Source organism: Desulfofundulus luciae (assembly GCF_030813795.1).
GTDB classification, from domain to species: Bacteria; Bacillota; Desulfotomaculia; order Desulfotomaculales; family Desulfovirgulaceae; genus Desulfofundulus; species Desulfofundulus luciae.
On record NZ_JAUSUX010000031.1, the window covers coordinates 1 to 23,527 of the forward strand.

Consider the following 23,527-nt stretch of genomic DNA (forward strand, 5'->3'; position numbering starts at 1 on the left):
CGGTCACCCTCTCAGGCCGGCTACCCATCGTCGCCATGGTAGGCCGTTACCCCACCATCTAGCTAATGGGACGCGGACCCATCCATTAGCGGCCAGCACTCAACCCGCTGCCTACATGTCGCCTTACCCGCTACCCCCCCTCCCGGGAGATTGCCTTCCGTAAGACCGCCATGCAAACACCGGGTTGAGTGCTCGGCCTTTCCTCCCCCAGCCATGCGACCAGAGGAGCGTATCCAGTATTAGCGCCAGTTTCCCGGCGTTATCCCGGTCTAATGGGCAGGTTATCCACGCGTTACTCACCCGTCCGCCGCTATCCAGCACTCAACTCGCTGTATACCTGATGCACTACCCCCCTTCTTCCCTCCCGGGTGAAAGGGTTTCTCTTCTGCATCACGTACACACCGAGTTGAGTGCTGGACCGCTCGACTTGCATGTGTTAGGCACGCCGCCAGCGTTCGTCCTGAGCCAGGATCAAACTCTCCATTAATTCTTCAAGTCCGTCCATGCTCCTTCGGAATTACTGCTCGCCTTTCCTGCAAGGTTCAGGCCGCTTCCGCACCCCCATAAAAAGGCGCTTCCGCCATACCTTCCCCTTTCCTTCTTCCTCCCTGTTTAGTTTTCAAGGACCATTACCCGCGCTCAACGCGCAAGTGTAATTGTATCACATTATTGCTGGTTGAGTCAAGAGCCATTTTTTACTTGCTAATTACCGTTGGCAAGTAAATATGATAATGCACTGGCACCGAAAGATCAACAGGTAATTTATAGGGATATGTCCTCCCATATGCCTTGTTTGTGCCAGTTCAAATAACTATATTTCTCGAGCGCCAGTTTTCGGGCCGTGAGACGCTCACCCGCGGTCAGTTCTGACGGAATTAGATCGATGCCTAGAGCCGTGGCAAATCCCTGGGCCACAACACGGCAAACCTGGTCGTAGCCGGGTGCCTGGGGCAGTACCCGGTCCAGTGCGGTGGCCTTCGCTCCAAAAGCCGCCTTCACCCGCTGGCGCACCGCTTCCGAGGGAAAGGCCAGGACGGTAAAAAGTTTCTCTTCATCTACACTGAGCAGTATGGAACCGTGCTGCAGAATGATTCCCCGCTGCCGGACCTGGGCGCTCCCCACCAGTTTCTTGCCCGCTACCGCTACTTCATATCCCGAGGGGGAGTCGAAACAGGCGGCCGATAATTTTGACCGCAATTCCCGCTGCGTTTTGCCAGGACTGAACAAGTCCACCTCTACCCCCAGCAACCGCAAACCGGCCACCAGTCCCTGGCTCAACAGACGGTATGTTTCCAGCACACTGCCGGGCAGGAATTTCTGGGCAATGATAACGCTATAGGTTACTTCCCGGTCGTGGAGAACGGCCCGGCCTCCGGTAGGGCGGCGTACCAGGCCAATGCCCATGCGCCGGCAGGCTTCCCGGTCTACTTCCCGGTCGGCATTTTGAAAGTACCCCAGGGACAGGGTGGGTGGATCCCACCGGTAAAAACGCAATGTGGGCGGCACCTCACCCCGGCTGTGATGAACTAAAATGGCTTCATCCACGGCCATATTGGTGGCCCCGTCGCCAGCTCCCGTCTCCAGCAAACGCCATTGACGGGGCCACGCAGCCGCAGCGGCTTTTGTTTCCCCGCTAAACAAATCTACCCTCTCCTTTCTCAGGCGGCCCGGGCTGGAGAACCGCCCGGCCCTCTTACCGATACACCGTTATACCATCAGCTCCCGGCACGCCAGCGCAGGTCGGGCTTGCGGGCGGCAGTCGCTTCGTCCAGCCGTCCCAGGTAGGTGGTGCAGGGGGCACCCTTTACCTTTTCGGGATCTTCCTCCACCTCCCGGGCAATCTCGATCATGGAGGCAATGAAACGGTCCAGGGTTTCCTTGCTTTCCGTTTCTATGGGCTCGATCATCATTGCTTCTTCCACGATCAACGGGAAGTAAATGGTTGGCGGGTTAAACCCGCGGTCTAAAAGCCGTTTGGCCATATCCAGGGTCTTTTGTAGATCAACTCTTTTTCACCAATTCCTCATAGGCTTTGGCGTCCATCAGGTCGTCCAGCTCCCCAGGGTCGGACATTTCAACCATGATCAACCAGCCATCGCCATAGGGGTCCTTGTTGATCAAATCGGGGTGATCAATGACTCCCTGATTAACCTCCACCACTTTACCGCTTACCGGGGAATAGAGGTCGGAAACCGATTTCACCGATTCCACCGTACCGAAGGACTCCCCGGCAGCCACTTCATCCCCAACCTGGGGCAGGTCTACGTAGACCACATCCCCCAGGGACTCCTGGGCATAAAAGGTAATGCCTACGGTTCCACGGTTCTCCTCCACGCGGATCCATTCGTGATCTTTGGAATATTTCAGGTCGTCAGGATACATGACAAAACCTCCTTCAATAGACTTTAGGGGTAATTTTAGCCAGGCCCGCCAGTAAAGACTACTACTTTCGCCGGTAAAAATGTAATGGTACTACTTTGGCCTGCAGTTTTCTGCAAATTTTCCATGGCAGGTACCTCCCAACCAACCTGACATTAGTATGGCCAACTCCCCCAAAAAAACAAAGACAGGGGAGAGCGAACACACCCATCTCCTCTGTCCTGGAACCTGAGAGTTTCATTTCCCGCTTACGGGAAACTTGCCCCGTCGGTGTTCCTTCCTAAAGGGAAGGAATCTCTCCAGAGGCCCGTCCTGCTGCTTTACCGGGCGAAGGATTAAAAAAGGTTAATCGCCCTTCAAGCAGCCCTCATCCGGCATTTTAAGTTTTCCATTAAACGCCATCCTGACTGCCGGACGGTTATCTTGCCCAGTTAGTTGCTCAAGCAAACTTCAGTACGTTCACGTTCCGTGGCTACACCGGGCTTTCAGAGTGCATACTGGCAGTTTTTTTGTTTCCACACCGGGCGTGATTTTCCTCCTGCCGGCAAAAAATTTTTACCGTCCCATTTTTTCAAAAAGCATTTTTTATATGCTCCAGGGATTCCACCCGTCCGTTAAGCCCATATTTAATGGCCAGGACATCGAAACGTACCGGCCCCCGGTGTCCCCCGCTCGCCGCCAGGTAGTAGCGGGCCACCCGGCGCACTCTGGCCTGTTTTTCCCGGCCCACGCTTTCCTGGGGCAGGCCAAAATTATCCGTTGTCCTGCTGCGCACCTCCACAAAGACCAGTGTAAGGCCGTCCAGGGCAATGATGTCCACTTCCCCATGGGGGCAGCGAAAATTACGCTTCAACAGGCGGTAGCCCTGCCCGGCCAGGTAACGGGCCGCCTCTTCCTCTCCCTTACGCCCCTGGTTTTTTCTTTGCAGGGTCACCGACCTCCCCCCTTTGAGCCAGGCATTAAATTAAATTTTTCTCCTGCAGGTACTCCATGAGCAGCCTGGCCGTGTTACCGGTAATCTTCAGGCAATGGCGCAGGTGTTCCGGTGTATCAAAGGGATGGGGGTTCAAGGACCGGCAACAGGTCGCTCCGAACTTTTCCTCAAAACGATCGTGGAAGTTCCTTGCCAATTCATAGGCCCGGTGGCGGTCCTGCCGGTGATCGGTACGCCCACAAAGCAGGCCAAGAACCATGGTGGAAGCAGTCAGCGCCCCGCAAAGGCAACCCGCGTGTCCCAGCCCGCCCCCAAAGCCGGTGGCCAGGCGGACGAGATCCCGTTCCACCTCCGGGACCACCACTTCCCGGAAAGTCAAAAAAATGGACTCGGCACAGTTATAGCCCTCACGGAAGTAGTTCCCTGCCCTGTTCCTTGCTTCAAGAGCCAGATCTTCAGCCATTTTGCACCACTCCGTTCTGGATTAATCACGTTGTTGGTTTATTTCTCCAAACATCCTCTTAGTCCTTTCTAAGCTGATTAAGAAGTTATAAACAATACCGGTAAGGAAACATCTGGAATGAGAAACTCATATAATAACAAGAAATTTACGGGAGGAGATTCCGTATGGATGGCCAGATTACCGGGCGCTATACCAGCAAAAGGCACCTCCAGGAGGAACACATGGCGGGCGACAGGCAGACGGTTCACCCGGGTGACATGGATTACCCGCCCTACGGAGGAGCGTTCACCCCGGTCAGGGCCAAGCCACTGCTGCCGGAGTTACTTCGCTTAAGAGGTATTTCCGCCCGGACCATTCAGGAGCACTATAAACTTTATGAGGGTTATGTCAACAAAACCAACGAAATTCGTAACCGCCTGCGTACGGTAGACCGTGCGTTGGCCAACTCCACGTACAGCCCGCTGCGGGAACTGAAGGTGGAAGAGAGCTACGCCACCAACGGGGTGAAGCTTCACGAGCTTTATTTTGGCAACCTGGGAGGGCCGGGCGGGCAGCCCACGGGTGCCCTTTATGAAGCCATTGTTTTAAGTTACGGCTCTTACGAGTTTTGGGAAAACGATTTTAAAGCTTCGGGGCTGGCCTCACGGGGGTGGGTGATCCTGTCCTACGACCAGGACGACGGCTTTTTGCACAACTACTCGGCCGATGCCCATAATGCGGGTATTTTTGTTCGCACGCAGCCCATCCTTGTTTTGGACGTGTACGAACATGCTTATTATATGGATTACGGTACCGACCGCCGGAGCTACATTGAATCCTTCTTCCAGAACATAAACTGGGCCGTGGTCAGCGCGCGCTTTCATGCCCTGGTGCAAGGACGGTAAAAAAGCGGGGCATTGAAACCCCGCTTAAGTTATAAGTTCTTTATTCTAATTTCTAGGGCAAAAAGAAGAAGGAATGGGCCGCCGTGTTGACTACTTCCGACAACGGTCCGGGATAAATGCCCAGCACCAGGGTGGCCACCATGGTGATAATCAGGGTCAGGGCCACCGGGCCGCTCAAAGAAATGGGCGTATTATCAACCGGTTCGTCACGGTACATGACCAGGGCTACCCGCAGGTAGTAGTAAACCGACACCATGCTCATGATCAGGCCGATGAAGGCCAGCCACAGGTAATTGTCCACAACGGTCTTGAAGAGATAGAATTTGCCCACAAAGCCCGCCAGGGGCGGAATACCGGCCATGGAGAGCATGGAGATGACCATTACCGCAGCCATTAAGGGGGAGCGCTGGCTCAAACCCGCATAGTCCTTGATTTCGTCACTGCCGGTGACACTGTAGAAATAAGTTACTACGGTAAAAGCGCCGATGGTAGCAAAGGCATACAGGAAAGCGTAGAACATTACGCCCTTAATCCCGGCTTCACTGGCAGTAACTAGACCGACCAGGATGTAACCTGCCTGGGCTATACTGGAGTAGGCCAGCAGGCGCTTGATGTTGGTCTGAGGGATGGCCACCAGGTTGCCTACAATGATGGTAACAGCCGAAAGGATGGCCACCAGCATGGTCCAGTGGGCCCAGAGCCCCGGCAGGGCCGCTACAAACACCCGCAACAGGACGGCAAAGGAGGCCGCCTTGGAACCCACGGCCAGGAAGGAGGTCACCGGTGTGGGTGCCCCTTCGTATACGTCCGGCGTCCACATATGGAAGGGCACGGCGGAAATCTTGAAACCCAGGCCTGCCACCAGCATGGCCACGCCCAGGATCATGGCTGGCACGGGCTCTGTGGTTACCGCCCGGCTCACTTCGGAGATGCTCACCGACCCGGTCACCCCGTAAACCAGGCTCAGGCCGTACAGCAGCACCGCCGAGGACATTCCCGCCAGGAGGATGTATTTAATGCCGGCTTCCACCGACCTGGTTTCGGTACGGCGGAAGCACACCAGCACGATAAAGGCAATGGTCATGAGCTCCAGCCCCAGGTAAAGGGTCATGAAGTCTCCGGCCGAGGCCAGCACCATCATCCCCAGGGTGGCAAACAGCATCATGCTGTAATACTCACTTTGATCGCCCATCTCGTCAACGTAGCGCATACAGCCCAGGGTGACCAGAAAGGCCGCCGTGAGGAAGGTTACCTTGAAGAAGATGGCATACCGGTCCACGATAAAGATGCCTTCATAAAGGGAACCCTGATTGTTCCACCCGGCGATGGTCAACCCCAGCACTCCCAGCAGTCCCAGGGCCGTAACCCAGCCCAGGCCGTGACGGGAGCCTTTGGGAACGAGCAACCCCAGGATCAGTACACCAAGGCCCAGGATGGCCATGGCAATCTCAGGCGCCAACAACGAGAGACCCACATTCATCTAGAAACTCCCCCCTAACTGAAGCGCACCGCTAATCTCAGCCATCAGGGGCACGATGCCGCTATTGACCATGTCGAAGAGCAGGAAGGGGAGAAGACCGCCCATCACCAGAACGGTACCCAGTACGGCCAGGGGCACCAGCTCGGGACCCCGGATGTCCTTCAAAGAGTCATACTCAGGACGGGGCGGCCCAAAAAGGGTGTTGGCACCGGCCCGCAAGGCATAAAGGGCGGTGATGATAATCCCGGCAATGGCCACCACGGCAAGGCCCCCGTAAACCTTAAAGGAGGCCACAAAGATGGTAAACTCGGGTATAAAGCTCACCAGGCCGGGCAGACCCAGGGAAGCCATGGCCGCCAGCATGAAGGCCACGGCCAGGCGGGGTGTCTGCCGGGCCAAACCGCCCAGATCGGGAATCCAGCGGGTATGGGTCTTTTCGTAAATGAAGCCGATGGTGGAAAAGAACAGTGCCGCCATGATACCGTGGGCAAACATGTTGGCCACGGCGCCGTTCAGGCCAATGACGTTCAGGGAAGCCACGGCCAGGAGCACATAACCCATGTGACTCACGCTGGAGTAACCGACAATATACTTGAGGTCTTTCTGGGCCAGGGCTGCCATGGCCGCGTAGGCCACGCCACATACACCCAGCACGGCAATCACCGGTGCCCAGAATTTAGCTCCCACCGGCAGGACATAAAGGGCGATGCGAATTAAGCCGTAACCACCGATCTTTTTCAGCACCCCGGCGTGAATCATACTCACCGCCGTGGGAGCGCCGGCGTAACCGTCGGGCGACCAGGAGTGGAAGGGCCACATGGAGAGCAGCGAACCAAACCCAAAGAGCATGAGCGCAAAGAGCCATTTCTGGTCGAATTCGCTCAACCCCTGGGCGGCCCGGGCCAGGCCCGTGAAGCTCATGTCGGGCGCGCCGGTAATGGCCGCAGTCTTCACAAACAGGGCAATCACGCCCACCAGCAGGAAGGCCGAACCAATCAAAAGGTAGATGGTCAGCTTCATACCGGCGTATTCCTTGGTGACCCGCTTGGTGCTACCCCAGATGATCACCAGGATGTAGATGGGAATGACCACCACTTCGTAGAAGAGCAGGAAGATAAACAGGTCCTGGGCCACAAAGGTGCCCATCACACCGGTGATCAAGAGGCACAGCAGGATGAAGAAGTCCCGCGGACGGTGGTCGACATTCCAGGAGGCAAAAACCGCCGAAAAACCAATCAGGTTGGTCAGCAACAGCATGGGCAGGCTGATACCGTCCACGCCCAGGAAGAAAGTGACGCCCAGGTCTTTAATCCAGGGCACCTGCTGCACAAACTGCAAGCCGCCCAGGGATTGGTCGTAGGCAAAGTACACGTACAGGGACAGGGCCATGGAAATGAAGGTTCCCGTGGCCGCGATACACTTGATGAGCATGTGCTCCTCCCGGGGAATAAAAGCCATGATCACCGCTGCCACCACGGGAGCAAGCAGGATGGTTAGTAAAACGGGGAAGCCTTCCATTTACTTCACACCCCCCACAATCAGGCTGGCAGCCGAAGGACCGGTAAAGGCCAGGAGAACGACCACGGCCAGCACACCCAGGAAAAACACCAGGGCGTAGTTCTGGAGCCGGCCGGTGTTGCTAACCCGCAGGCCTTCGCCAAACAGGCAGGTCAGTGCGCCCAGGCCGTTGACGATAACGCCGTCCACCACGTAGATGTCGAACAGGTAGAACAGTTTGGCCGCACCATCAATGATGGTATGGTTGAACCAGAGGTATATTTCATCAATATAGTACTTGTTGTACAGGATAGTGTAGATGTGCTTGTAACGTTCGGCCAGATCCTTTGCCCTGGCTTTGGTCTTATCCACACAGTAGAGCTGGTAGGCCAGGTAAATACCGGCTGCAGCCAGCACGATGGAGCCGATCATGACCCAGTAGTTGGGCTCTACGTGGTGAGGATGCCCAAAGAAGATCCACTCGCCCCAGTAGGGCGCCCAGGGAGTCCCCACCAGACCGCCAACGGCAGATAAAATAGCCAGGCCGATCAAGGGCAGGGTCATTACCGGAGGAGACTCGTGCGGGTGGTTCTCCGGATTCTCGTCGCCAAAGAAGGTCAGGAAGATTAGCCGCCACATGTAAAAGGCGGTCAGGAAAGCGGTAAAGGCAGCCATGACAAAGAGGACATAATGTCCGCTCTCCAGGGTCATGGCCAGGATTTCGTCCTTGCTCCAGAACCCGGCAAAGGGGGGAATACCGGCTATGGCCAGGCCACCAATGACAAAAGTCCAGCCGGTAATGGGCATTTTTTTGATCAGGCCGCCCATCTCCCACACGTCCGCCTTATGGTGCAGAGCATGCAACACGCTGCCGGCGCCCAGGAACATGAGGGCTTTAAAGAAGGCATGGGTCCACATGTGGAACAGACTGGCCGTCATGCTGCCCACCCCCAGGGCCAGCATCATATAACCAATCTGGCTGACCGTGGAGTAGGCCAGAATGCGCTTGATTTCCCGCTGGGTGACGGCAATGGTGGCGGCAAACAGGGCCGTAAAACCACCGGTGATGGCCACCAGTTCCATGGCATTGGGCACTTCGTGGAAGAGGAACATGGTCCGGGCCACCAGGTAGACACCGGCCACCACCATGGTAGCGGCGTGGATCAGGGCGCTGACCGGGGTGGGGCCTTCCATGGCATCCGGCAACCATACGTGCAGGGGGAACTGGCCCGACTTACCGATGGGCCCGATAAACACCAGCACGGCAATAAGGCTTAACACGCCGAAAGTGGTATATTGCTCAAAGTGGGCAATTTTTTCGGAAAGCTCCACCAGGTTCAAAGTGCCAAAGACAATTTGCAGCGATAAAAGCCCGAGCAATAAACCGAAGTCGGCAATACGGCAGGTGATAAAGGCCTTCTTTGCCGCCTCCCGGGCGGAAATCTTGTGGCTGTAAAAACCGATCAACAGGTAGGAGCAAAGACCGACCAGTTCCCAGGCCACAAACATTTCCAGCAGGTTGCTGGAAATGGCCAGCAGGAGCATGGAGGCAGCAAAGAGGGAAACGTAGGAGAAGAACACCGAAAAGCCGGGATCGCCTTTCATGTAACCGATGGCGTAGATGAAGATCAAGGACGCCACCATGGAAACCATGAAAATCATCATGGCCGATACGGGATCAAGCTGCACCCCTACGTCTATCTGCAGGCCGGGCATGGAAAACCACCGGACAGCGTAGACCAGGGGTTTTTCCGTAAATTCCGGGTTGGTAAACACGCCATAGGCGGCAAAGGCTGAAACGATAAAGGCACCCACTATCCCGGCCACGGCCACCAGAGCGCTGAGCATGGGCCAGGGCCTGGTCAAAAAGACGATGGCTAAAAAGGCCAGAGCAGGCAGCAGGGGTACCAGCCAGGCGTGCTGCATCGCAAATTCAACCATCTCGTTGGACACCCACCTTTCCTACCACTTAAGCCAGTCAAAGTCATCCAGGTTAACCGATACCCTGTTGCGGTAGATGGCAATAATGATGGCCAATCCAACCCCCACTTCGGCAGCGGCCACCGTGATTACGAAAATGGCAAAGAGCTGGCCCAGGAAAAGGGTGGGGGTAATATACTTGCTGATGGCCACCAGGTTAATGTTCACGGCATTGAGCATCAACTCAATACAGATGAGCACTGCGATGGCATTCCTTTTGGCCAGTACGCCAAAAAGACCAATACCAAAAAGCAGCGCCGATAGCACCATGTAGTGGGTGAGGCTAATCGTTGTGAGCATCGGCTTTTACCTCCTTGGCCAGGAAAATGGCTCCCACCAGGGCCACCAGCAGGAGAATGGCAGCTACTTCAAAGGGAATTACGTACTTGCTCAACATAATTTCGGCAATGTTTTCTACGGTTTTTTCCGGTACGGCTACTGCCGGGCTCACCCACGGGGTAGTTGCGGCAAGATAACCGCAAACGACCAGCACCAGAGCCACCACCCCTGCCGCGGCTTTGGTCTGGCTGTTAAACAGGTTGGTGCTCCCCATATCGCCGCGCTGGATGAGCATGATACCGAAGACCACCATGATACACACCGCACCGGCATACACCAGTACCTGCACCGCGGCCAGAAAATCGGCGTCCAGGGTCAGGAACAGGCCGGCCATGGCCACAAAGCATACCGCCAGCCAGAGCACCGAGTGCACAATATTTCTAAGCATGACCACCAGGAGGGCCGATCCCAGGATGGTCGCGGCCAGCAGGTAGAAAGCGGCAGTCATCCAAATGCCTTCCATATAAATTAACCCTCCTCACCAGGAGCCTTGCCGGCGGCTACTTCTGCCTTGGCGGTCTTGGCCCGGGCCCCCGCCGGATGTTCGGCAGCGGCTTCCGCCGGCTCCTCCTCGGGTAAAGCTTCGGGAGCAGGACGATCCACCAGCACAAGGCGAACCTTGTCCCGGTAGTACTGATTCATGTTGATTACATGACTGAACTTAAGGGCGTCTTTATTGCACGACTCCACGCACAGTCCGCAAAACAGGCAATATTCGATACGCATGACATACTTGGTCAGGTACTGCTTTTTGCCCACCTTCTCCTTGGTGATCTGAATTACCTTGTTGGGACAGGCATTGGCACACAGACCGCAGGCAATGCATTTATCCACATCCAGTTCAAAGCGACCGTGATAACGTTCAGGCAGGGGAACCTTTTCCTCTGGATATTGCACAGTTACCTTCCTGGTAAACAGTTCCTTCCAGGTGATGGCCAGGCCCTTTAACAGTCCTTGTCCGAACATCTAATCACCACCCTATCGCCCGGTAGATGTACATGCCCACACCGGTGACAAAAATGTTGGCCAGGGAAAGCGGCACCAGCACCTTCCATCCAAAACCCATTAACTGGTCAACCCGGATACGGGGGTAGGTCCAGCGCAACCACATAAAGATGAAGATCATGGCGTAGACCTTGATAAAGAACCAGAACCAGGATGGCAGGAAGGTCCAACCGAAGGGGGCAAGCCAGCCGCCCAGGAACATAATGGTGCACATGCAGGAAATGACCATCATGCTGCCGTATTCCGCCAGCATGTACATGGCATAGCCCATACCGCTGTATTCGGTATAGGGACCGGCAATTATCTCCGACTCACCTTCTACCAGGTCGAAGGGGGTACGGTTGACCTCGGACACCCCGGCAATGAAGTAAATCAGGAAGGCCAGGGGTTGCGCAAAGATGAACCACGTGCCGCGCTGGGCATTGACAATTTCGGTAATACTCAGGGTTCCGGTAAGCATGATTACTCCCAGCAGGGACAGTACCAGGGGCAGCTCGTAGCTGACCATCTGGGCCACCACCCGCATGCCGCCCACCAGGGAGTATTTGTTGTTGGAGGACCAGCCGCCCATCCAGAAGATAATGGTGGAAAGGGAGGCTACGGCCAGGATGTAGAAGACGCCGATGTTCAGGTCAATGGGAGCCATGCCCTCTCCCCAGGGAATGACGGCAAAGGCCATCATCGGGGGAACAAATACAAGTATGGGAGCGGCCAGATAGACGAACTTATCCACCCGCCGCGGGATAATAATTTCCTTGGCCAGAAGTTTCACTACGTCTGCTACAGTCTGGAGCAGACCCTTGGGACCAACCCGGTTGGGTCCGATCCGGCACTGGATATAAGCCGCGACCTTCCGTTCCATGTACACCAGCCAGACGACGTTGAGGGAAACAAATATAATAACTGCCAGTAGCTTAACGACCATGACGATAAATTCACTGGCCAAGGGAGGCACACCGGCACCGGCCAGGTAGGTTCGCAGGCCCGCGGCAATACCGGTAAAAATATTTTCACCCATGCCTCTTCTCCCCTAACTCCATTTTTTAGCAGTCAACTTCGCCCAGAACTATATCTAGACTACCCAGGATAGCAATGACGTCGGCAATCTTCCAGCCCACCAGCAATTCATCCAGATAGCCCAGGTTAATGAAGGAGGGCCGGCGGAAATGCACCCGGTAGGGCTTGGGGCTGCCGTCGCTAACTACATAACAACCCAGGATGCCCTTGGAGCTTTCAATTTCCGCATAGGCCTCCCCGACGGGGGGTTTAATCACTTTGGGCATTTTAGCCATAATGGGGCCTTCAGGCAGGCCCTCTATCGCCTGCTGGATGATGCGGGCCGACTGGCGAATTTCTTTGATCCGGCAGACAAAGCGGTCAAAGCAGTCCCCGTTTTTCCCCACCGGTACTTCAAAATCAAAACGGTCGTATACCCCATAGGGACGCACCTTGCGCAGGTCGTAGGGAATACCGCTGCCCCTTAAAACAGGACCGCTCAGGCTGTAATTGATACCCATCTCGGGAGTGATGATCCCGACATATTTTGTTCGGGCCTGGAAGATCTCGTTGCCCGTAATCAGGCCGTCGTATTCGTCGCACAGGGAGGGAAGATCTTTCAAGAATTTTTCCAGGGGTGGGAAAAACTCGGGGGGTAAATCATCGGCTACTCCCCCAATGCGGAAATAGCTGAAGGTCATGCGGGAACCGGAAACCATCTCCAGGAGGTCCAGCACCCGCTCCCGGTCCCGGAAGCAATAAAGAAATCCGGTAAACCCGCCGATGTCCACGCTGTAGGTACCTACGGCCACCAAATGGCTGGCAATCCGGGAAAGCTCACCCACAATAACCCGGATATATTCAGCCCTCTCGGGCACTTCGATCCCCATCAGCTTTTCCACCGCTGCCACATAACCCCAGTTCATGAGCATCGAGGCCAGGTAGTCCATGCGGTCGGTGTAGGGAATTACCTGGGTGTAGGTCCGGGCTTCCGCCAGCTTTTCAATACCCCGGTGCAGGTAGCCGGGAACGGAAGTGGCCTTCACCACCACCTCGCCGTCCAGTTCCAGGATAATCCGGAACACACCGTGGGTGCTGGGATGCTGTGGGCCCATGTTTAGCACGTAAGTTTGGGTTTTCATTTACACACCTCCCGAAAATCGTGGAAGGCTACTCCCTGCCACCTTCCCATTGAAAATCCTTGCGCAAGGGGTGGCCCTTGAAGCTATCGTCCAGGAGGATACGGGTGGGATGGCCGGGATAACCCGTAAAGTTGATCCCCATCAAATCGTATACCTCCCGTTCCTGCCATTTGGCCCCACCCCAGAGCGGGCACAGGGAAGGTGCGGCAGGATTCTCTTTGTCCTCCAGCTTCACCTTGACCATCAGGGTGTGATTGTGTTTAAAGGAGACCAGGTTATAAACAACCTCAAACCGATCCGGGTAATCGGCTGCCGTGAGGTTGGTCAGAAAATCAAATGCATATTCGGGGTTTTCCTTTAATTCAGTCATCACGGGAATGAGATCTCCGGCGGGAACAAGGAGCACCCCTTCCCCAACGATCTCAATCGCGGGGAATTTTTCTTTTAGCGCTTCCAGCAACTGCGCAGGCGGTTCATAACTAGCCACGGGGCAGCGTCACCACCTTTGGATTCTTGATTTTATCCCGCAGCATCAGAAAGCCTTCGATAACCGCCTCGGGCCGGGGCGGGCAGCCGGGTACATAAACATCCACCGGCAAAAGCTTATCCACACCGGGAACAACATAATAGGAATCTACAAAGGGCCCCCCGGAAATAGCACAGCTCCCCACGGCAATAACCCACTTGGGCTCACTCATCTGCTCATAGAGCCGCACCACAAAGGGGGCCGCCTTCTTGGTTACCGTACCCGCCACAACCATCACATCTGCCTGCCGCGGGGTTCCGCGCATCACCTCGTATCCGAAACGGGAGAGATCAAAGCGTGAAGCGTTGGTAGCCATCAGGGCCTCAATGGCACAGCAGGCCAGGCCGAAGCCCAGCGGCCACAGGGAATGGGCCCGGGCAATATTCAGGAGCTTTTCCAAAGGGGCGATATGAACCAATCGCTTGACCTCATCGACAACTGCCGGGTCCTTCGTCAGCCTTTCCACCGGGTGGTTATCCTTGGTCACTTCCATTCTAACGCTCCTTCCTTCCAGGCATACCAGAGGCCCACAATTAAAATGAAGAGGAAGATAATCATTTCAATAAAAGCAAACAACCCCAGGCTCTGGAACTTGACGGCCCATGGATACAGGTAAATTGTTTCCACGTCGAAAATGACAAAAAGCAAAGCGTAGAGGAAATAGCTGGTCTTGAACTGCACCCAGGTGGGGCCAATGGTGTCCACGCCGCACTCATAGGGTTCATACTTCTGCCCCTGATAACGACGCGGGTGAATCAAATAACTGGTTACTATAGCTCCGCCACCAACAAGCAACCCACCGATGAGAAATAACAGTACCCCCGCCCATTCCGAAAGCACCCTTATCTCCCCCCTTTCCCAAGTAAATTCACTACATATCAAACCGGGCTGTTTTTCAGTCCCGGTAAAAAATGACTTGTGAATTCTGTAACTCCCCGGTGCAAGGAAATTACCCGCCTGTAAAAACTACCGCACTCCACGAAAGCCGGGCCGGTGCAACGGGCACGGCCCCCAGCGGGCCAGGGCCTGCCGGTGAGCGGAAGTGGGATAGCCTTTGTGACGGTCAAACCCGTACTGCGGGTAGAGATAGTGGCAGACCTGCATGAGCTGGTCCCTGGTAACCTTGGCCAGAATGGATGCCGCGGCAATAGAAGCACTGGAGGCGTCTCCCCCCACCAGGGCTCGCTGGGGCAAAGATAAATCCAAGGTAAAGCGGCCATCTACGAGCAAGAACTGTGGCACCACCGATAAACCCTGTACTGCCCGGCGCATGGCCAAAAGGGAGGCAAAATGAATGTTTAAAAGCTCTATTTCGTTAACGGTAGAGATGCCGATGGCCCAATCCAGAGCCACCTGTTTAATCCGGTGGGCCAGGTCCTCCCTCCGCCCGGGGGAAACCTTCTTGGAGTCGTTTAGCCCGGGGAGGAACACCCGGCCGGGCAAAATCACGGCCGCCGCCACCACCGGTCCGGCCAGGGGACCCCGACCGGCTTCATCCACCCCGGCCACCAGGGAATAACCCTGGTCCAGGAGCTCTTCTTCGTAACGGTACCAGCTTTCCAAACTATCCAAGTAAGTCAGGCCTTTCTTTCGCTCAAGCTACATAAATATATTTAAGTAAATTTTTCGCGGTTTAGACACAAATCCCTCCCCGGGGGAAAGATTTTTTAATCCCTTTTTTTCATTATCCAGGCGGGACATCCAGTGTAAACCGCCCCAGGCGGCCTTCCCGAAACTCCTTTAACAAGTGAACGGCGGCCCGGTAGCTGTCCACGGCACCTCCCGGTCCCACCAGCCCCCTTCTGGCACCAATTAACTCCAGCACCCGGTGACCTTGAGCCGGAAGCTCTTCCAAACGGTAACGCTCCTTTAAAGAAGCAGGAAATGATTGCAACAGCCACTCCGCCAGCCAGGCGGCAACCTCCTCTACATCAAAAACCTCTTCTTTAATCGCACCGGTGGCGGCCAATTTCAAGCCTACCTGGGGATCATCAAATTTGGGCCAGAGCACCCCGGGGGTATCCAGCAGCTCCACCTCCCTGGCGAGGCGGATCCATTGCTGCCCCCTGGTAACGCCGGGGCGGTTGCCCGTGCGGGTAACCCGGGAACCTGCCAGGGCGTTAATAAAAAAGGATTTGCCCACATTGGGTATACCCACCACCATACAGCGGGGATTGAGGGGGCGCCTGCCGCGGGCGGCCAGGGAAGCTATCTTATCTTCCACCAGGCGTCTTACCAGGATGGGGACTTCCGCCACGCCCTTTTTGCGGGTAGAGTCCACCGCCAGGGCCGGCAGGCCACGGCCACGAAACCAGTCCAGCCAGAGGCGGGTAAAATGCGGGTCGGCCAGGTCCTCCTTATTCAGCACCACCAGGCGGGGTTTCCCGCCCACGATTTTACCGATGAGCGGGTTGCGGCTGCTGGCCGGAATCCGGGCATCCAATAGTTCAATGACCACATCCACCAGTTTCAGGTTTTCCTGAACCAGCCGCCTGGTCCTGACCATGTGGCCGGGGAACCACTGAATGGACATATTTGATCACCTTTAATGCAATAACCCGATACGCTCGAGAGGCCAGTAGACCAGGATGGCCTTTCCAACGATGTTTTGCCGGGGCAGGAAACCCCAGACCCGGCTGTCATCGCTGTTGTTACGGTTGTCGCCCAGCATTAAGTAATAGCCGGGAGGAACCTGCACGGGACCAAAATCGGCAAAATGGATGTCCTGGGGTAAGTAATCTTCCGCTACCAGGCGCCCGTTAATATAAAGGTGGTTGTTGCGCAGGGCCACCGTTTCTCCGGGCAAACCAATGAGCCGTTTTACGAAATCCCGGCTGGGGTCCAAAGGGTACTTGAAGACCACAATATCACCGCGCCGGGGTTCGCCAAAACGGTAGGCAAGCTTGCTGACAATGATGCGGTCCCCTACTTGCAAGGTCGGTTCCATGGAGCCCGACGGGATATAAAAGGGGGCTAAAATAAAAAGCCTGATTACGGCAGCCAGAAGTACAGCCACAACTACCGACTCAATAATTTCCCCGAAAGTAGATTTTTTGCCTTCCGGTTGCCGGGCTGTTTCGGCCAGATTCGCCTCGCGTTCCACTTCCTCCATAGATTGCTTCCCTCCCATCAGGCGAAAAGCCAAAAAGGGACTGTCGCGGCAGTCCCCTGGGTGAATAACAACTATCTTCTGTCCCGGATGCGGGCGGCCTTGCCCCGCAGTTGACGCAGGTAATAAAGCCTGGCCCGGCGTACCTGGCCCCGCCGTACCACCTCGATGCGTTCAATCCTCGGAGAATGCAATGGAAAAGTCCTTTCTACTCCCACTCCGTAGGAAACCCGGCGTACGGTAAAGGTTTCGCTCAGGCCACCGCCACGACGACGGATAACTACCCCTTCAAATACCTGAATCCGTTCCCGGTTTCCTTCCACCACTTTCACATGCACCCTTACGGTGTCCCCGGGACGAAAATCGGGAATATCAGTTTTCATTTGCTCCTGTTCCAGGGATTGAATCAGGTTCATCTAACGCCCCCCTTTCCTGCTAGACGACGGTCATATGATCAAGTCCAACACCGGACCGTCCGTAAATCAACAGAATAAATTATAGCACAGCGATTACCAGCAAAGCAAGGCATTACTGAATCAGGCTTTTTAATTCTTCCAGAACCGAAGTAAGGATTTTCCTGTCCTCCTCGGTCAGGGAAGCCCTGGCCAGCAAGTCAGGACGGCTGGCCAGGGTGCGCAGCAAAGACTGGCGCCGCCGCCAGAGGCGGATTTTTTCGTGATGACCGCTTAAGAGCACTTCCGGTACTCTGTAGCCCCGGTATTCCCTGGGCCTGGTGTAGTGGGGATATTCCAGCAGGCCGTCAGCAAAGGACTCTTCTTGTGCCGAGGCACTTTCCCCGAGCACCCCGGGAATCAGGCGGCATACGGCATCTACCACCACCATGGCCGGTAACTCCCCGCCGGTGAGCACATAATCGCCAATGGAGATCTCGTCCGTGACCAGGTGTTCCGCCACCCGCTCGTCAATACCCTCGTAATGACCACAGATGAGGACCAGGTGTTTCTCCCGGGCCAGTTCCGCCGCCACCTCCTGGTTGAAGAGGCGGCCGGCCGGACACAGCAAAATGATTCTGCCGGGATCTCCCCGCCGGGTACGGATCCAGTCCATAGCCTCAAACAGGGGGCCCGCGGCCATCACCATGCCCACCCCACCTCCGTAAGGGGTGTCATCCACGGTACGATGCTTATTCCAGGAAAAATCTCTGATGTTGATCAGGTTGATCTCTACAAGCCCCTTCTCCCGGGCCCTTTTAATAATGCTGGCGTCAAAAGGACCGGCAAACATTTCCGGGAAAAGGGTTAATATATCTACCACCATTTCTAGTTCACCCACTAGTCCCGCAGGCCCGGAGGCAGGTCCACCACCATGCGCTTCTGGTTCAGGTCAATATTCCGGACCACGCTTTTCAAAGCAGGTATCAGCAGGGGGCGTTTATCCTCCTCCTGCACCACATATACATCATTGGCACCGGTGGTTAATACATCGGTAACCTTTCCCAACCACTCACCACCCTGGGTATATACGTCCAGGTCGATAATCTCAAAAATGTAGTACGTATCTTCGGGAAGGGCAACCAGTTGTTCAGTAGTTACCTGCAATAAGGCTCCTTTCAGGGCCAGGGCCGCATTCATGTCCGGCACTTCCCTGAACTTGAGTATAATAAAGCCTTTGTGGCGCCAGGTTTTCTCAATGTGATAAGTTTTTCTTTCCCCGTTGTGGTATATTAACACCTGGTCCATTTGTTCAAAGCGCTCGGGAAAATCGGTAAGGGGGAGAACCCGCACTTCCCCCCGGTGACCCTGGGTGGTAACGATCTTGCCTATGTTAATGTAATCAACCATCAAGGGCATTCCCTCCGGTTGGCCGGATATCTATGACCACGCCATCCTCCAGGACGACCTCCATCCCGGTAGTTTCCTGAAAGTTATCTCCGACTTTTAATTCCACCAGACTCTGGAGTTGCCCGTGAACTACCTCTTCCCCCGGATTCAGCCGGGCTACTTCCTTTAGTTTATCCAGCAGTTTCTGCCGGGCTTCCAACCGGCGGGCGCGTTCCTGTTCAATTTGCTTACGGGCGGCGGGCACACCCTGGGGATTTTGTTTTTCCAGCTCGGCCACCACGCGCCGGGCCTGAAATTCCAGGTGCTGCATCTGCACATCGATCTGGCGGATGGCTTGCTGGATACCGGTGCTTAATTTTTGTTTGTATCCCTCGGTAATTTTAACCTTAACCAACACGGGGCAAATGATGGTCAATTTATGCATAAGTTTATCGCCTCACCGACGGCAAAAAACGCATGTATGTACAGGGGAGGGTAAGCATGCCCTCCCCTAGACTATCTCCACAGTAACTTTTTTGCGCTGCCTGGCGGCCGCAGCCTTGGCCACGGTGCGGATGGCCCTGGCAATGCGACCCTGTTTGCCAATTACCTTGCCCATGTCTTCCGGGGCTACCTTAAGTTCAATCAGGCAGGATTTATCCTTTTCAATCATATTGACGCTAACCTTATCTGGTTGATCCACCAGGGCCTTGGCCAGGATCTCCACTACTTCCTTCATAACACATTAGACCTCCCTAAACTACTGGCTCTCCCCGGCGGGCTTATTTAACAACCCGGCTTTCTGGAACAACGCCCGGGCGGTATCGGTAAGCTGGGCACCGTTTTTGAGCCATTTCAGTGCCCTGGCTTCGTCAATCCTAATTTCAGCCGGATCCTTCAAGGGATCATAATACCCCAGCTCTTCCACAAACCGGCCGTCCCGGGGGGAACGGGAATCCGCCACCACAATACGGTAGAAGGGATTTTTCTTGGCCCCCATCCTTCTCAACCTGATCTTAACGGCCACAGGTACTTCACCTCCTTGAATGGGTATATATTCAGTGAACCTGGTTGGATGCGGCGCTATCACGCGCCGACAGCGCCGCATCCTCCTCATAACGGTTTTACTGAATATTTACCTTGATTAGGATATATCTTAAAATAAGGGGTTATCTTTACCCAGGAATAAGTTTCTGGGCAGCTTGCCCCCTTTTTTGCCTCCCTTGCCCATTTCAGCCAGCTGGCGCATCATCTTGCGCGTCTGTTCAAACTGCTTTAAAACGCTGTTAACTTTTTGTACCGTGGTTCCGCTGCCCCGGGCAATGCGACGGCGGCGGCTGCCGTTGATCTCGTGGGGATGGGCCCGCTCCCAGGGGGTCATGGATTTAATGATGGCCTCCACATAAACCAGTTCCTTGTCGTCAATATCCCCCAGTTCCTTTAGCTTCTTCATATTGCCCAGCCCGGGGATCATGCTGATGATCTGCTGGATGGGCCCCAGTTTTTTCACTTCCTGGAGTTGCTCCAGGAAATCATCCAGGGTAAAGTCGGCACTGCGGATCTTTTTATTCAGCCGGGCCACCTGTTCGGCGTCAAAATTGGCCTGGGCCTTTTCAATGAGGGTAAGGACATCGCCCATGCCCAGGATCCGGTCGGCCATGCGGTCGGGATGGAAGGGTTCCAGGGCATCCAGTTTTTCCCCCACCCCTACAAACTTAATGGCGCAGCCGGTAACGGCCTTGATGGACAGGGCCGCCCCACCCCGGGTGTCACCATCCAACTTGGTCAGCACCACCCCGTCCAGTCCCAGCCGTTTGTTGAAAGTCTCGGCTACATTAACCGCCACCTGGCCGGTCATGGCATCCACCACCAGCAATATCTCGTGGGGACGCACGGCAGCTTTGAGGGCCTCCAGCTCGGCCATCATCTCTTCATTTATTTCCAACCGTCCGGCCGTATCAATGATTACCAGGTCCCGGCCCTGTTTTACGGCGTGTTCCACGGCGGCCCGGGCAATGTCCACCGGGCTGTGCCGCTCTCCCATGGAAAATACCGGGATATTCAGCTGTTCTCCCAGAACTTGTAATTGTTTGATGGCCGCCGGGCGGTAGACGTCGCCCGCCACCAGCAGGGGGCGGCGCCCCTGTTTGCGCATCAGGTTGGCCAGTTTGGCCGCCGTGGTGGTTTTCCCTGCCCCGTGCAGCCCCACCATCATCACCACGGTGGGCGGCTTGGGAGCCAGGTTGAGCTTGCTCCGGGTCCCACCCATCAGGCTGGCCAGCTCGTCCCGCACAATTTTAATTACCTGCTGAGCCGGTGTTAAACTGGACAGTACATCCTGACCCACCGCCCGCTCCTTAACCCGAGTGATAAAACTTTTTACCACCTGGAAGTTTACATCGGCAGCCAGAAGGGCCCGGCGCACTTCTTTCATAGCCTCGTCCACATCGGCCTCCGTAAGCCGGCCTTTACTTTTCAACTTGCGGAAGGTTTCCTGCAACTTTTCAGCCAGGCCTGCAAATATCATAATCTCACCCCATTACAGCCCGCAGGATTTCCCGTACCCGCGATAGAATTTCCTCGTTCACCGAACAATTTTCGCCCAGCAATGCCAGGGCTTCGCCCAGACGGCGCCGCTGATCCATAAATTTGGCCACCAGGCCCAGTTTTTCTTCATACCGGGTGAGAATGTGCTCCGCCCTTTTCAGTACGTCGTGAACTGCCTGGCGACTGACACCAAATTGTTCGGCAATCTCGCCCAGGGAAAGATCGTGGGCGTAGTAAAGTTCCACAAACTTTTGTTGACGCTGGGTCAATAACTGCCCGTAAAAATCATAAAGGAGGTTCATCCAGGCCAACTTTTCCATGCCCCGTCCTCCTGCTGACCCCAGATGCAAAACTGGAGCAAAGCCTATAAAGGATAGACACTTTACACTAAATTTTATCGGATCCCCCCGACCCTGTCAAGCGGAATGCATTTGACAGCAATCCCCAGCGGTGATAATATGGCTGTATGCAACATTACTGCATTATGGTTATGGAACGTAAATGTTCAGTGACCCCGCAATGGTGCCGATGGTAGCGGTTTTACTGAACAATTACTATGGATCAATAAGATTTTAGACAGCCGAACAGGGGTGAGAATAATTGACCAAAGAGGCTAAACCTGCCACGAACAGGCCGGCGGGACTTTTGGCTCTCCAGGAAGCCCTCTCCCTGGACAGGGCACAGGTTAAGGATTTGCATAAAAAGTACCTTAACGCCGGCCTGGCCACCATGCTGGAACTGCTAAGCTTTGACAGGCTGTTTGTGCGGGCGCAGGGCATTTCGGTGTGGGACAGCCAGGGCCGGGAATACCTCGATTTTTTGGGCGGCTATGGTGCCCTGAACCTGGGACACAACCACCCCAAAGTACTGGCCGCCCTGCAGCGGGTCCAGGCATTGCCCAACATTCTCCAGGCTTCCCTGGGGATTCTTGCCGCCGCGCTTGCCCACAATCTTGCCCTGATAACCCCCGGCAGGCTGCAACGCTCCTTTCTTTGCAACAGCGGAGCGGAAGCCGTGGAAGGAGCAATCAAACTGGCCCGGGCGGCTACGGGCCGTAGCGGCGTCATCTACTGCCAGGGTTCCTTCCACGGGAAAACCATGGGGGCTCTTTCAGTCACCGGGCGGGAAAAATATCAAAAACCCTTTGCTCCCCTGTTACCCCAGTGCCAGGCCATACCCTTCGGGGATTTACAGGCCCTGGAAAAGGCCCTGCAGTCCCGGCAGGCCGCGGCCTTTATAGTGGAACCAATTCAAGGGGAAGGTGGAATCAACGTGCCCCCACCGGGCTACCTGAGAAAGGCCCGGGAGCTTTGCGGCCGTTACGGCACCCTTTTCATTGCCGATGAAGTGCAGACCGGCTTTGGCCGCACGGGATATATGTTTGCCTGCGAGGCGGAAAATGTGGAGCCGGACATCATGTGCCTGGCCAAATCCTTGGGCGGCGGAATGATGCCCGTGGGGGCCTACATCACCACGGACGAAATCTGGAAAAAAGCCTACGGCGGGATGGAAAAGGCCCTCTTACATACTTCTACCTTCGGGGGCAATGCTATGGCCTGCGCCGCAGCCCTGGCCACCATCCAGGTCATTTACGAGGAAAATTTAGTGGAACAGGCCCGGGAAAAGGGCGCCTATTTCCTGGCCCGGCTTAAAGAACTGCAGGAACGCTTCCCCCTGCTGAAAGAGGTACGGGGACGGGGCCTGATGATCGGCCTGGAATTCAATCAACCAGGCGGCCTGGCCTCCAAAGTTACTTTCGGGCTGGCCAACAAGCTGGCTGAAGAATATACGGGCAGTCTGGTTGCTGGAGAACTTTTAAACAACTACGGTATAATTACTGCTTATACCCTGAACAATCCCAATGTAATCCGCCTGGAGCCGCCCCTTTGCGTTACCCGGGAACAAATCGACCGGGTAGTAACCGCCCTGGAGGAGATCTTCAAACGACACCGGGGCTTTATGAGCATGGCCACTTCCGGGGTGAAGACCATATTGAAATCCCTGACCCAGCGGGAATAATTCGCCTTTTAACGGAAGCCGAGCTTTAGATAAAAAAATGCCCGGCTTGTTAACGCGCCGGGCACACAACACTTGTAGTGGGATGATAAGCCCTCGAAGGGAGGTATCCGGCATGAAGAAGGGCCAGCTCCATGCCGGAACAGCCAAGGAGATTTATTCCCCGGCCATTAACGTAATCGCAACGGCCGGGGAAGGTTAAAGCTCTGCCAAGGGAGCTTGAACCCGTTAGAAACCTGTAAGCATGCAATGGGTATTCTCAAGGGGATTGGCCCCAGGGGCCAATCCCTTCTTAATCCCACTTCCCACTTCTCACTTCTCACATCTCAGATCAGCGGCGGGAGGCTCAGGGCCGGATGCCCCTTCTCCTCCAGGAAGGGCAGGATCTCTTCGCCGCTGGTGCCCACAGTTTCATCGGCAATCTTATCCACAAAGTCCTTACCCAGGCC

At 55.4% G+C, this 23,527-nt stretch carries 29 protein-coding genes, 1 rRNA gene, 1 pseudogene and 1 riboswitch; of the genes and pseudogenes, 2 read left to right on the plus strand and 29 right to left on the minus strand.

Translation table 11 applies throughout. From position 1 onward, the window contains the following. From J2Z49_RS13150 to J2Z49_RS13175, 6 genes and pseudogenes are all read right to left on the minus strand, one after another. Nucleotides 1-487, minus strand: a 16S ribosomal RNA gene (locus J2Z49_RS13150); the annotation flags it as partial. Between the two features lie 275 nt (nt 488-762). Further along, nucleotides 763-1,641 carry a lipoate--protein ligase family protein gene (locus tag J2Z49_RS13155; RefSeq protein ID WP_307403405.1) on the minus strand — a complete coding sequence of 293 codons (879 nt, stop codon included), beginning with the start codon at nt 1,639-1,641 and terminating at the stop codon, nt 763-765. 74 nt (nt 1,642-1,715) lie between these two features. Further along, nucleotides 1,716-1,991 (minus strand): annotated as a pseudogene (locus tag J2Z49_RS13160) (aminomethyl-transferring glycine dehydrogenase subunit GcvPB); the annotation flags it as partial. Nucleotides 1,992-2,001: 10 nt separating this feature from the next. Beyond that, entirely contained in the window at nt 2,002-2,382 is a 381-nt protein-coding gene (gene gcvH / locus J2Z49_RS13165) for a glycine cleavage system protein GcvH (protein WP_307403406.1), read from the minus strand. 203 nt (nt 2,383-2,585) lie between these two features. Beyond that, nucleotides 2,586-2,692: riboswitch (glycine riboswitch) on the minus strand. 258 nt (nt 2,693-2,950) lie between these two features. Further along, the gene (locus J2Z49_RS13170; RefSeq protein ID WP_307403407.1) at nt 2,951-3,313 is read right to left on the minus strand and encodes a YraN family protein; all 363 of its coding nucleotides are present in this window, start codon (nt 3,311-3,313) and stop codon (nt 2,951-2,953) included. A 25-nt stretch (nt 3,314-3,338) separates the two neighbouring features. Beyond that, entirely contained in the window at nt 3,339-3,776 is a 438-nt protein-coding gene (locus tag J2Z49_RS13175; RefSeq protein ID WP_307403408.1) for a C-GCAxxG-C-C family (seleno)protein, read from the minus strand. A 164-nt stretch (nt 3,777-3,940) separates the two neighbouring features. Between J2Z49_RS13175 and J2Z49_RS13180 the strand changes: the two genes are divergently transcribed. Further along, nucleotides 3,941-4,660 (plus strand): superoxide dismutase, encoded by a 720-nt coding sequence (locus J2Z49_RS13180; RefSeq protein WP_307403409.1) that lies wholly within the window; start codon nt 3,941-3,943, stop codon nt 4,658-4,660. Between the two features lie 52 nt (nt 4,661-4,712). On the opposite strand, the gene J2Z49_RS13185 is transcribed toward J2Z49_RS13180, so the two are convergent. The 22 genes from J2Z49_RS13185 to ylxM form a co-directional block, all read right to left on the minus strand. Beyond that, nucleotides 4,713-6,140 carry an NADH-quinone oxidoreductase subunit N gene (locus tag J2Z49_RS13185; RefSeq protein WP_307403410.1) on the minus strand — a complete coding sequence of 476 codons (1,428 nt, stop codon included), beginning with the start codon at nt 6,138-6,140 and terminating at the stop codon, nt 4,713-4,715. Continuing rightward, nucleotides 6,141-7,658: a complex I subunit 4 family protein gene (locus J2Z49_RS13190; protein WP_307403411.1), complete on the minus strand. Its 1,518-nt coding sequence runs from the start codon at nt 7,656-7,658 to the stop codon at nt 6,141-6,143. Next, nucleotides 7,659-9,578, minus strand: coding sequence for an NADH-quinone oxidoreductase subunit L (gene nuoL / locus J2Z49_RS13195; protein ID WP_307403412.1), 1,920 nt, complete (start codon nt 9,576-9,578; stop codon nt 7,659-7,661). It abuts the gene before it with no gap. Nucleotides 9,579-9,599: 21 nt separating this feature from the next. Next, nucleotides 9,600-9,917, minus strand: coding sequence for an NADH-quinone oxidoreductase subunit NuoK (gene nuoK, locus J2Z49_RS13200; protein ID WP_307403413.1), 318 nt, complete (start codon nt 9,915-9,917; stop codon nt 9,600-9,602). Further along, a complete protein-coding gene (locus J2Z49_RS13205) occupies nt 9,901-10,419 on the minus strand; it encodes an NADH-quinone oxidoreductase subunit J family protein (RefSeq protein ID WP_307403414.1) in 519 nt (172 codons plus the stop codon). The genes nuoK and J2Z49_RS13205 overlap by 17 nt, the downstream gene beginning before the upstream one ends. Before the next feature lie 5 nt (nt 10,420-10,424). Further along, the gene (locus J2Z49_RS13210) at nt 10,425-10,922 is read right to left on the minus strand and encodes a NuoI/complex I 23 kDa subunit family protein (protein WP_307403415.1); all 498 of its coding nucleotides are present in this window, start codon (nt 10,920-10,922) and stop codon (nt 10,425-10,427) included. Between the two features lie 4 nt (nt 10,923-10,926). Next, a complete protein-coding gene (nuoH, locus tag J2Z49_RS13215) occupies nt 10,927-11,979 on the minus strand; it encodes an NADH-quinone oxidoreductase subunit NuoH (RefSeq protein WP_307403416.1) in 1,053 nt (350 codons plus the stop codon). A 25-nt stretch (nt 11,980-12,004) separates the two neighbouring features. Then, complete coding sequence (locus J2Z49_RS13220) at nt 12,005-13,099, minus strand: NADH-quinone oxidoreductase subunit D (protein ID WP_307403417.1); 1,095 nt, start codon at nt 13,097-13,099, stop codon at nt 12,005-12,007. A gap of 28 nt (nt 13,100-13,127) precedes the next feature. Further along, a complete protein-coding gene (locus J2Z49_RS13225; RefSeq protein ID WP_307403418.1) occupies nt 13,128-13,586 on the minus strand; it encodes an NADH-quinone oxidoreductase subunit C in 459 nt (152 codons plus the stop codon). Further along, on the minus strand, nt 13,579-14,118 hold the full coding sequence (locus tag J2Z49_RS13230; RefSeq protein ID WP_307403419.1) for an NADH-quinone oxidoreductase subunit B: 540 nt from the start codon (nt 14,116-14,118) through the stop codon (nt 13,579-13,581). Before J2Z49_RS13230 ends, J2Z49_RS13225 begins: the two co-directional genes overlap by 8 nt. Beyond that, a complete protein-coding gene (locus J2Z49_RS13235; RefSeq protein WP_307403420.1) occupies nt 14,109-14,465 on the minus strand; it encodes an NADH-quinone oxidoreductase subunit A in 357 nt (118 codons plus the stop codon). Before J2Z49_RS13235 ends, J2Z49_RS13230 begins: the two co-directional genes overlap by 10 nt. A 126-nt stretch (nt 14,466-14,591) precedes the next feature. After that, nucleotides 14,592-15,197, minus strand: a complete 606-nt coding sequence (locus J2Z49_RS13240; RefSeq protein ID WP_307403421.1) for a ribonuclease HII — start codon at nt 15,195-15,197, stop codon at nt 14,592-14,594. Nucleotides 15,198-15,309: 112 nt separating this feature from the next. Then, the gene (gene ylqF, locus J2Z49_RS13245) at nt 15,310-16,158 is read right to left on the minus strand and encodes a ribosome biogenesis GTPase YlqF (protein ID WP_307403422.1); all 849 of its coding nucleotides are present in this window, start codon (nt 16,156-16,158) and stop codon (nt 15,310-15,312) included. Between the two features lie 12 nt (nt 16,159-16,170). Beyond that, entirely contained in the window at nt 16,171-16,737 is a 567-nt protein-coding gene (gene lepB / locus J2Z49_RS13250; RefSeq protein WP_307403423.1) for a signal peptidase I, read from the minus strand. A gap of 71 nt (nt 16,738-16,808) precedes the next feature. Further along, nucleotides 16,809-17,150 (minus strand): 50S ribosomal protein L19, encoded by a 342-nt coding sequence (gene rplS / locus J2Z49_RS13255; protein ID WP_307403424.1) that lies wholly within the window; start codon nt 17,148-17,150, stop codon nt 16,809-16,811. A 112-nt stretch (nt 17,151-17,262) separates the two neighbouring features. Continuing rightward, entirely contained in the window at nt 17,263-18,012 is a 750-nt protein-coding gene (gene trmD / locus J2Z49_RS13260) for a tRNA (guanosine(37)-N1)-methyltransferase TrmD (RefSeq protein ID WP_307403435.1), read from the minus strand. A gap of 14 nt (nt 18,013-18,026) precedes the next feature. After that, entirely contained in the window at nt 18,027-18,536 is a 510-nt protein-coding gene (gene rimM, locus J2Z49_RS13265; RefSeq protein WP_307403437.1) for a ribosome maturation factor RimM, read from the minus strand. Beyond that, nucleotides 18,529-18,960 carry a YlqD family protein gene (locus tag J2Z49_RS13270; RefSeq protein WP_307403426.1) on the minus strand — a complete coding sequence of 144 codons (432 nt, stop codon included), beginning with the start codon at nt 18,958-18,960 and terminating at the stop codon, nt 18,529-18,531. Before J2Z49_RS13270 ends, rimM begins: the two co-directional genes overlap by 8 nt. A gap of 66 nt (nt 18,961-19,026) precedes the next feature. Beyond that, nucleotides 19,027-19,254 carry a KH domain-containing protein gene (locus J2Z49_RS13275; protein WP_307403428.1) on the minus strand — a complete coding sequence of 76 codons (228 nt, stop codon included), beginning with the start codon at nt 19,252-19,254 and terminating at the stop codon, nt 19,027-19,029. A gap of 21 nt (nt 19,255-19,275) precedes the next feature. Beyond that, the gene (rpsP, locus tag J2Z49_RS13280; RefSeq protein WP_072870793.1) at nt 19,276-19,542 is read right to left on the minus strand and encodes a 30S ribosomal protein S16; all 267 of its coding nucleotides are present in this window, start codon (nt 19,540-19,542) and stop codon (nt 19,276-19,278) included. A 129-nt stretch (nt 19,543-19,671) separates the two neighbouring features. After that, nucleotides 19,672-21,042 carry a signal recognition particle protein gene (ffh, locus tag J2Z49_RS13285; protein WP_307403430.1) on the minus strand — a complete coding sequence of 457 codons (1,371 nt, stop codon included), beginning with the start codon at nt 21,040-21,042 and terminating at the stop codon, nt 19,672-19,674. A gap of 4 nt (nt 21,043-21,046) precedes the next feature. After that, entirely contained in the window at nt 21,047-21,382 is a 336-nt protein-coding gene (gene ylxM, locus J2Z49_RS13290; protein WP_307403432.1) for a YlxM family DNA-binding protein, read from the minus strand. A gap of 280 nt (nt 21,383-21,662) precedes the next feature. On the opposite strand from ylxM, the gene J2Z49_RS13295 reads away from it, so the two are divergent. Further along, nucleotides 21,663-23,081, plus strand: coding sequence for an aspartate aminotransferase family protein (locus tag J2Z49_RS13295; protein ID WP_307403433.1), 1,419 nt, complete (start codon nt 21,663-21,665; stop codon nt 23,079-23,081). Between the two features lie 323 nt (nt 23,082-23,404). On the opposite strand, the gene J2Z49_RS13300 is transcribed toward J2Z49_RS13295, so the two are convergent. After that, nucleotides 23,405-23,527: hypothetical protein (locus J2Z49_RS13300; RefSeq protein WP_307403439.1), on the minus strand; the 123-nt coding region annotated here is incomplete at its 5' end.

Coding starts and splice junctions, on each gene's coding strand:
- gcvH (WP_307403406.1), bottom strand. CDS start 2,382: ATGTATCCTGACGACCTGAAATATTCCAAAGATCACGAATGGATCCGC.
- J2Z49_RS13220 (WP_307403417.1), bottom strand. CDS start 13,099: ATGAAAACCCAAACTTACGTGCTAAACATGGGCCCACAGCATCCCAGC.
- J2Z49_RS13185 (WP_307403410.1), bottom strand. CDS start 6,140: ATGAATGTGGGTCTCTCGTTGTTGGCGCCTGAGATTGCCATGGCCATC.
- ylxM (WP_307403432.1), bottom strand. CDS start 21,382: ATGGAAAAGTTGGCCTGGATGAACCTCCTTTATGATTTTTACGGGCAG.
- J2Z49_RS13190 (WP_307403411.1), bottom strand. CDS start 7,658: ATGGAAGGCTTCCCCGTTTTACTAACCATCCTGCTTGCTCCCGTGGTG.
- J2Z49_RS13275 (WP_307403428.1), bottom strand. CDS start 19,254: ATGAAGGAAGTAGTGGAGATCCTGGCCAAGGCCCTGGTGGATCAACCA.
- J2Z49_RS13175 (WP_307403408.1), bottom strand. CDS start 3,776: ATGGCTGAAGATCTGGCTCTTGAAGCAAGGAACAGGGCAGGGAACTAC.
- nuoL (WP_307403412.1), bottom strand. CDS start 9,578: ATGGTTGAATTTGCGATGCAGCACGCCTGGCTGGTACCCCTGCTGCCT.
- ffh (WP_307403430.1), bottom strand. CDS start 21,042: ATGATATTTGCAGGCCTGGCTGAAAAGTTGCAGGAAACCTTCCGCAAG.
- trmD (WP_307403435.1), bottom strand. CDS start 18,012: ATGGTGGTAGATATATTAACCCTTTTCCCGGAAATGTTTGCCGGTCCT.
- ylqF (WP_307403422.1), bottom strand. CDS start 16,158: ATGTCCATTCAGTGGTTCCCCGGCCACATGGTCAGGACCAGGCGGCTG.
- J2Z49_RS13205 (WP_307403414.1), bottom strand. CDS start 10,419: ATGGAAGGCATTTGGATGACTGCCGCTTTCTACCTGCTGGCCGCGACC.
- J2Z49_RS13230 (WP_307403419.1), bottom strand. CDS start 14,118: ATGGAAGTGACCAAGGATAACCACCCGGTGGAAAGGCTGACGAAGGAC.
- rplS (WP_307403424.1), bottom strand. CDS start 17,150: ATGAACCTGATTCAATCCCTGGAACAGGAGCAAATGAAAACTGATATT.
- nuoK (WP_307403413.1), bottom strand. CDS start 9,917: ATGCTCACAACGATTAGCCTCACCCACTACATGGTGCTATCGGCGCTG.
- J2Z49_RS13180 (WP_307403409.1), top strand. CDS start 3,941: ATGGATGGCCAGATTACCGGGCGCTATACCAGCAAAAGGCACCTCCAG.
- lepB (WP_307403423.1), bottom strand. CDS start 16,737: ATGGAGGAAGTGGAACGCGAGGCGAATCTGGCCGAAACAGCCCGGCAA.
- rimM (WP_307403437.1), bottom strand. CDS start 18,536: ATGGTTGATTACATTAACATAGGCAAGATCGTTACCACCCAGGGTCAC.
- nuoH (WP_307403416.1), bottom strand. CDS start 11,979: ATGGGTGAAAATATTTTTACCGGTATTGCCGCGGGCCTGCGAACCTAC.
- J2Z49_RS13270 (WP_307403426.1), bottom strand. CDS start 18,960: ATGCATAAATTGACCATCATTTGCCCCGTGTTGGTTAAGGTTAAAATT.
- J2Z49_RS13210 (WP_307403415.1), bottom strand. CDS start 10,922: ATGTTCGGACAAGGACTGTTAAAGGGCCTGGCCATCACCTGGAAGGAA.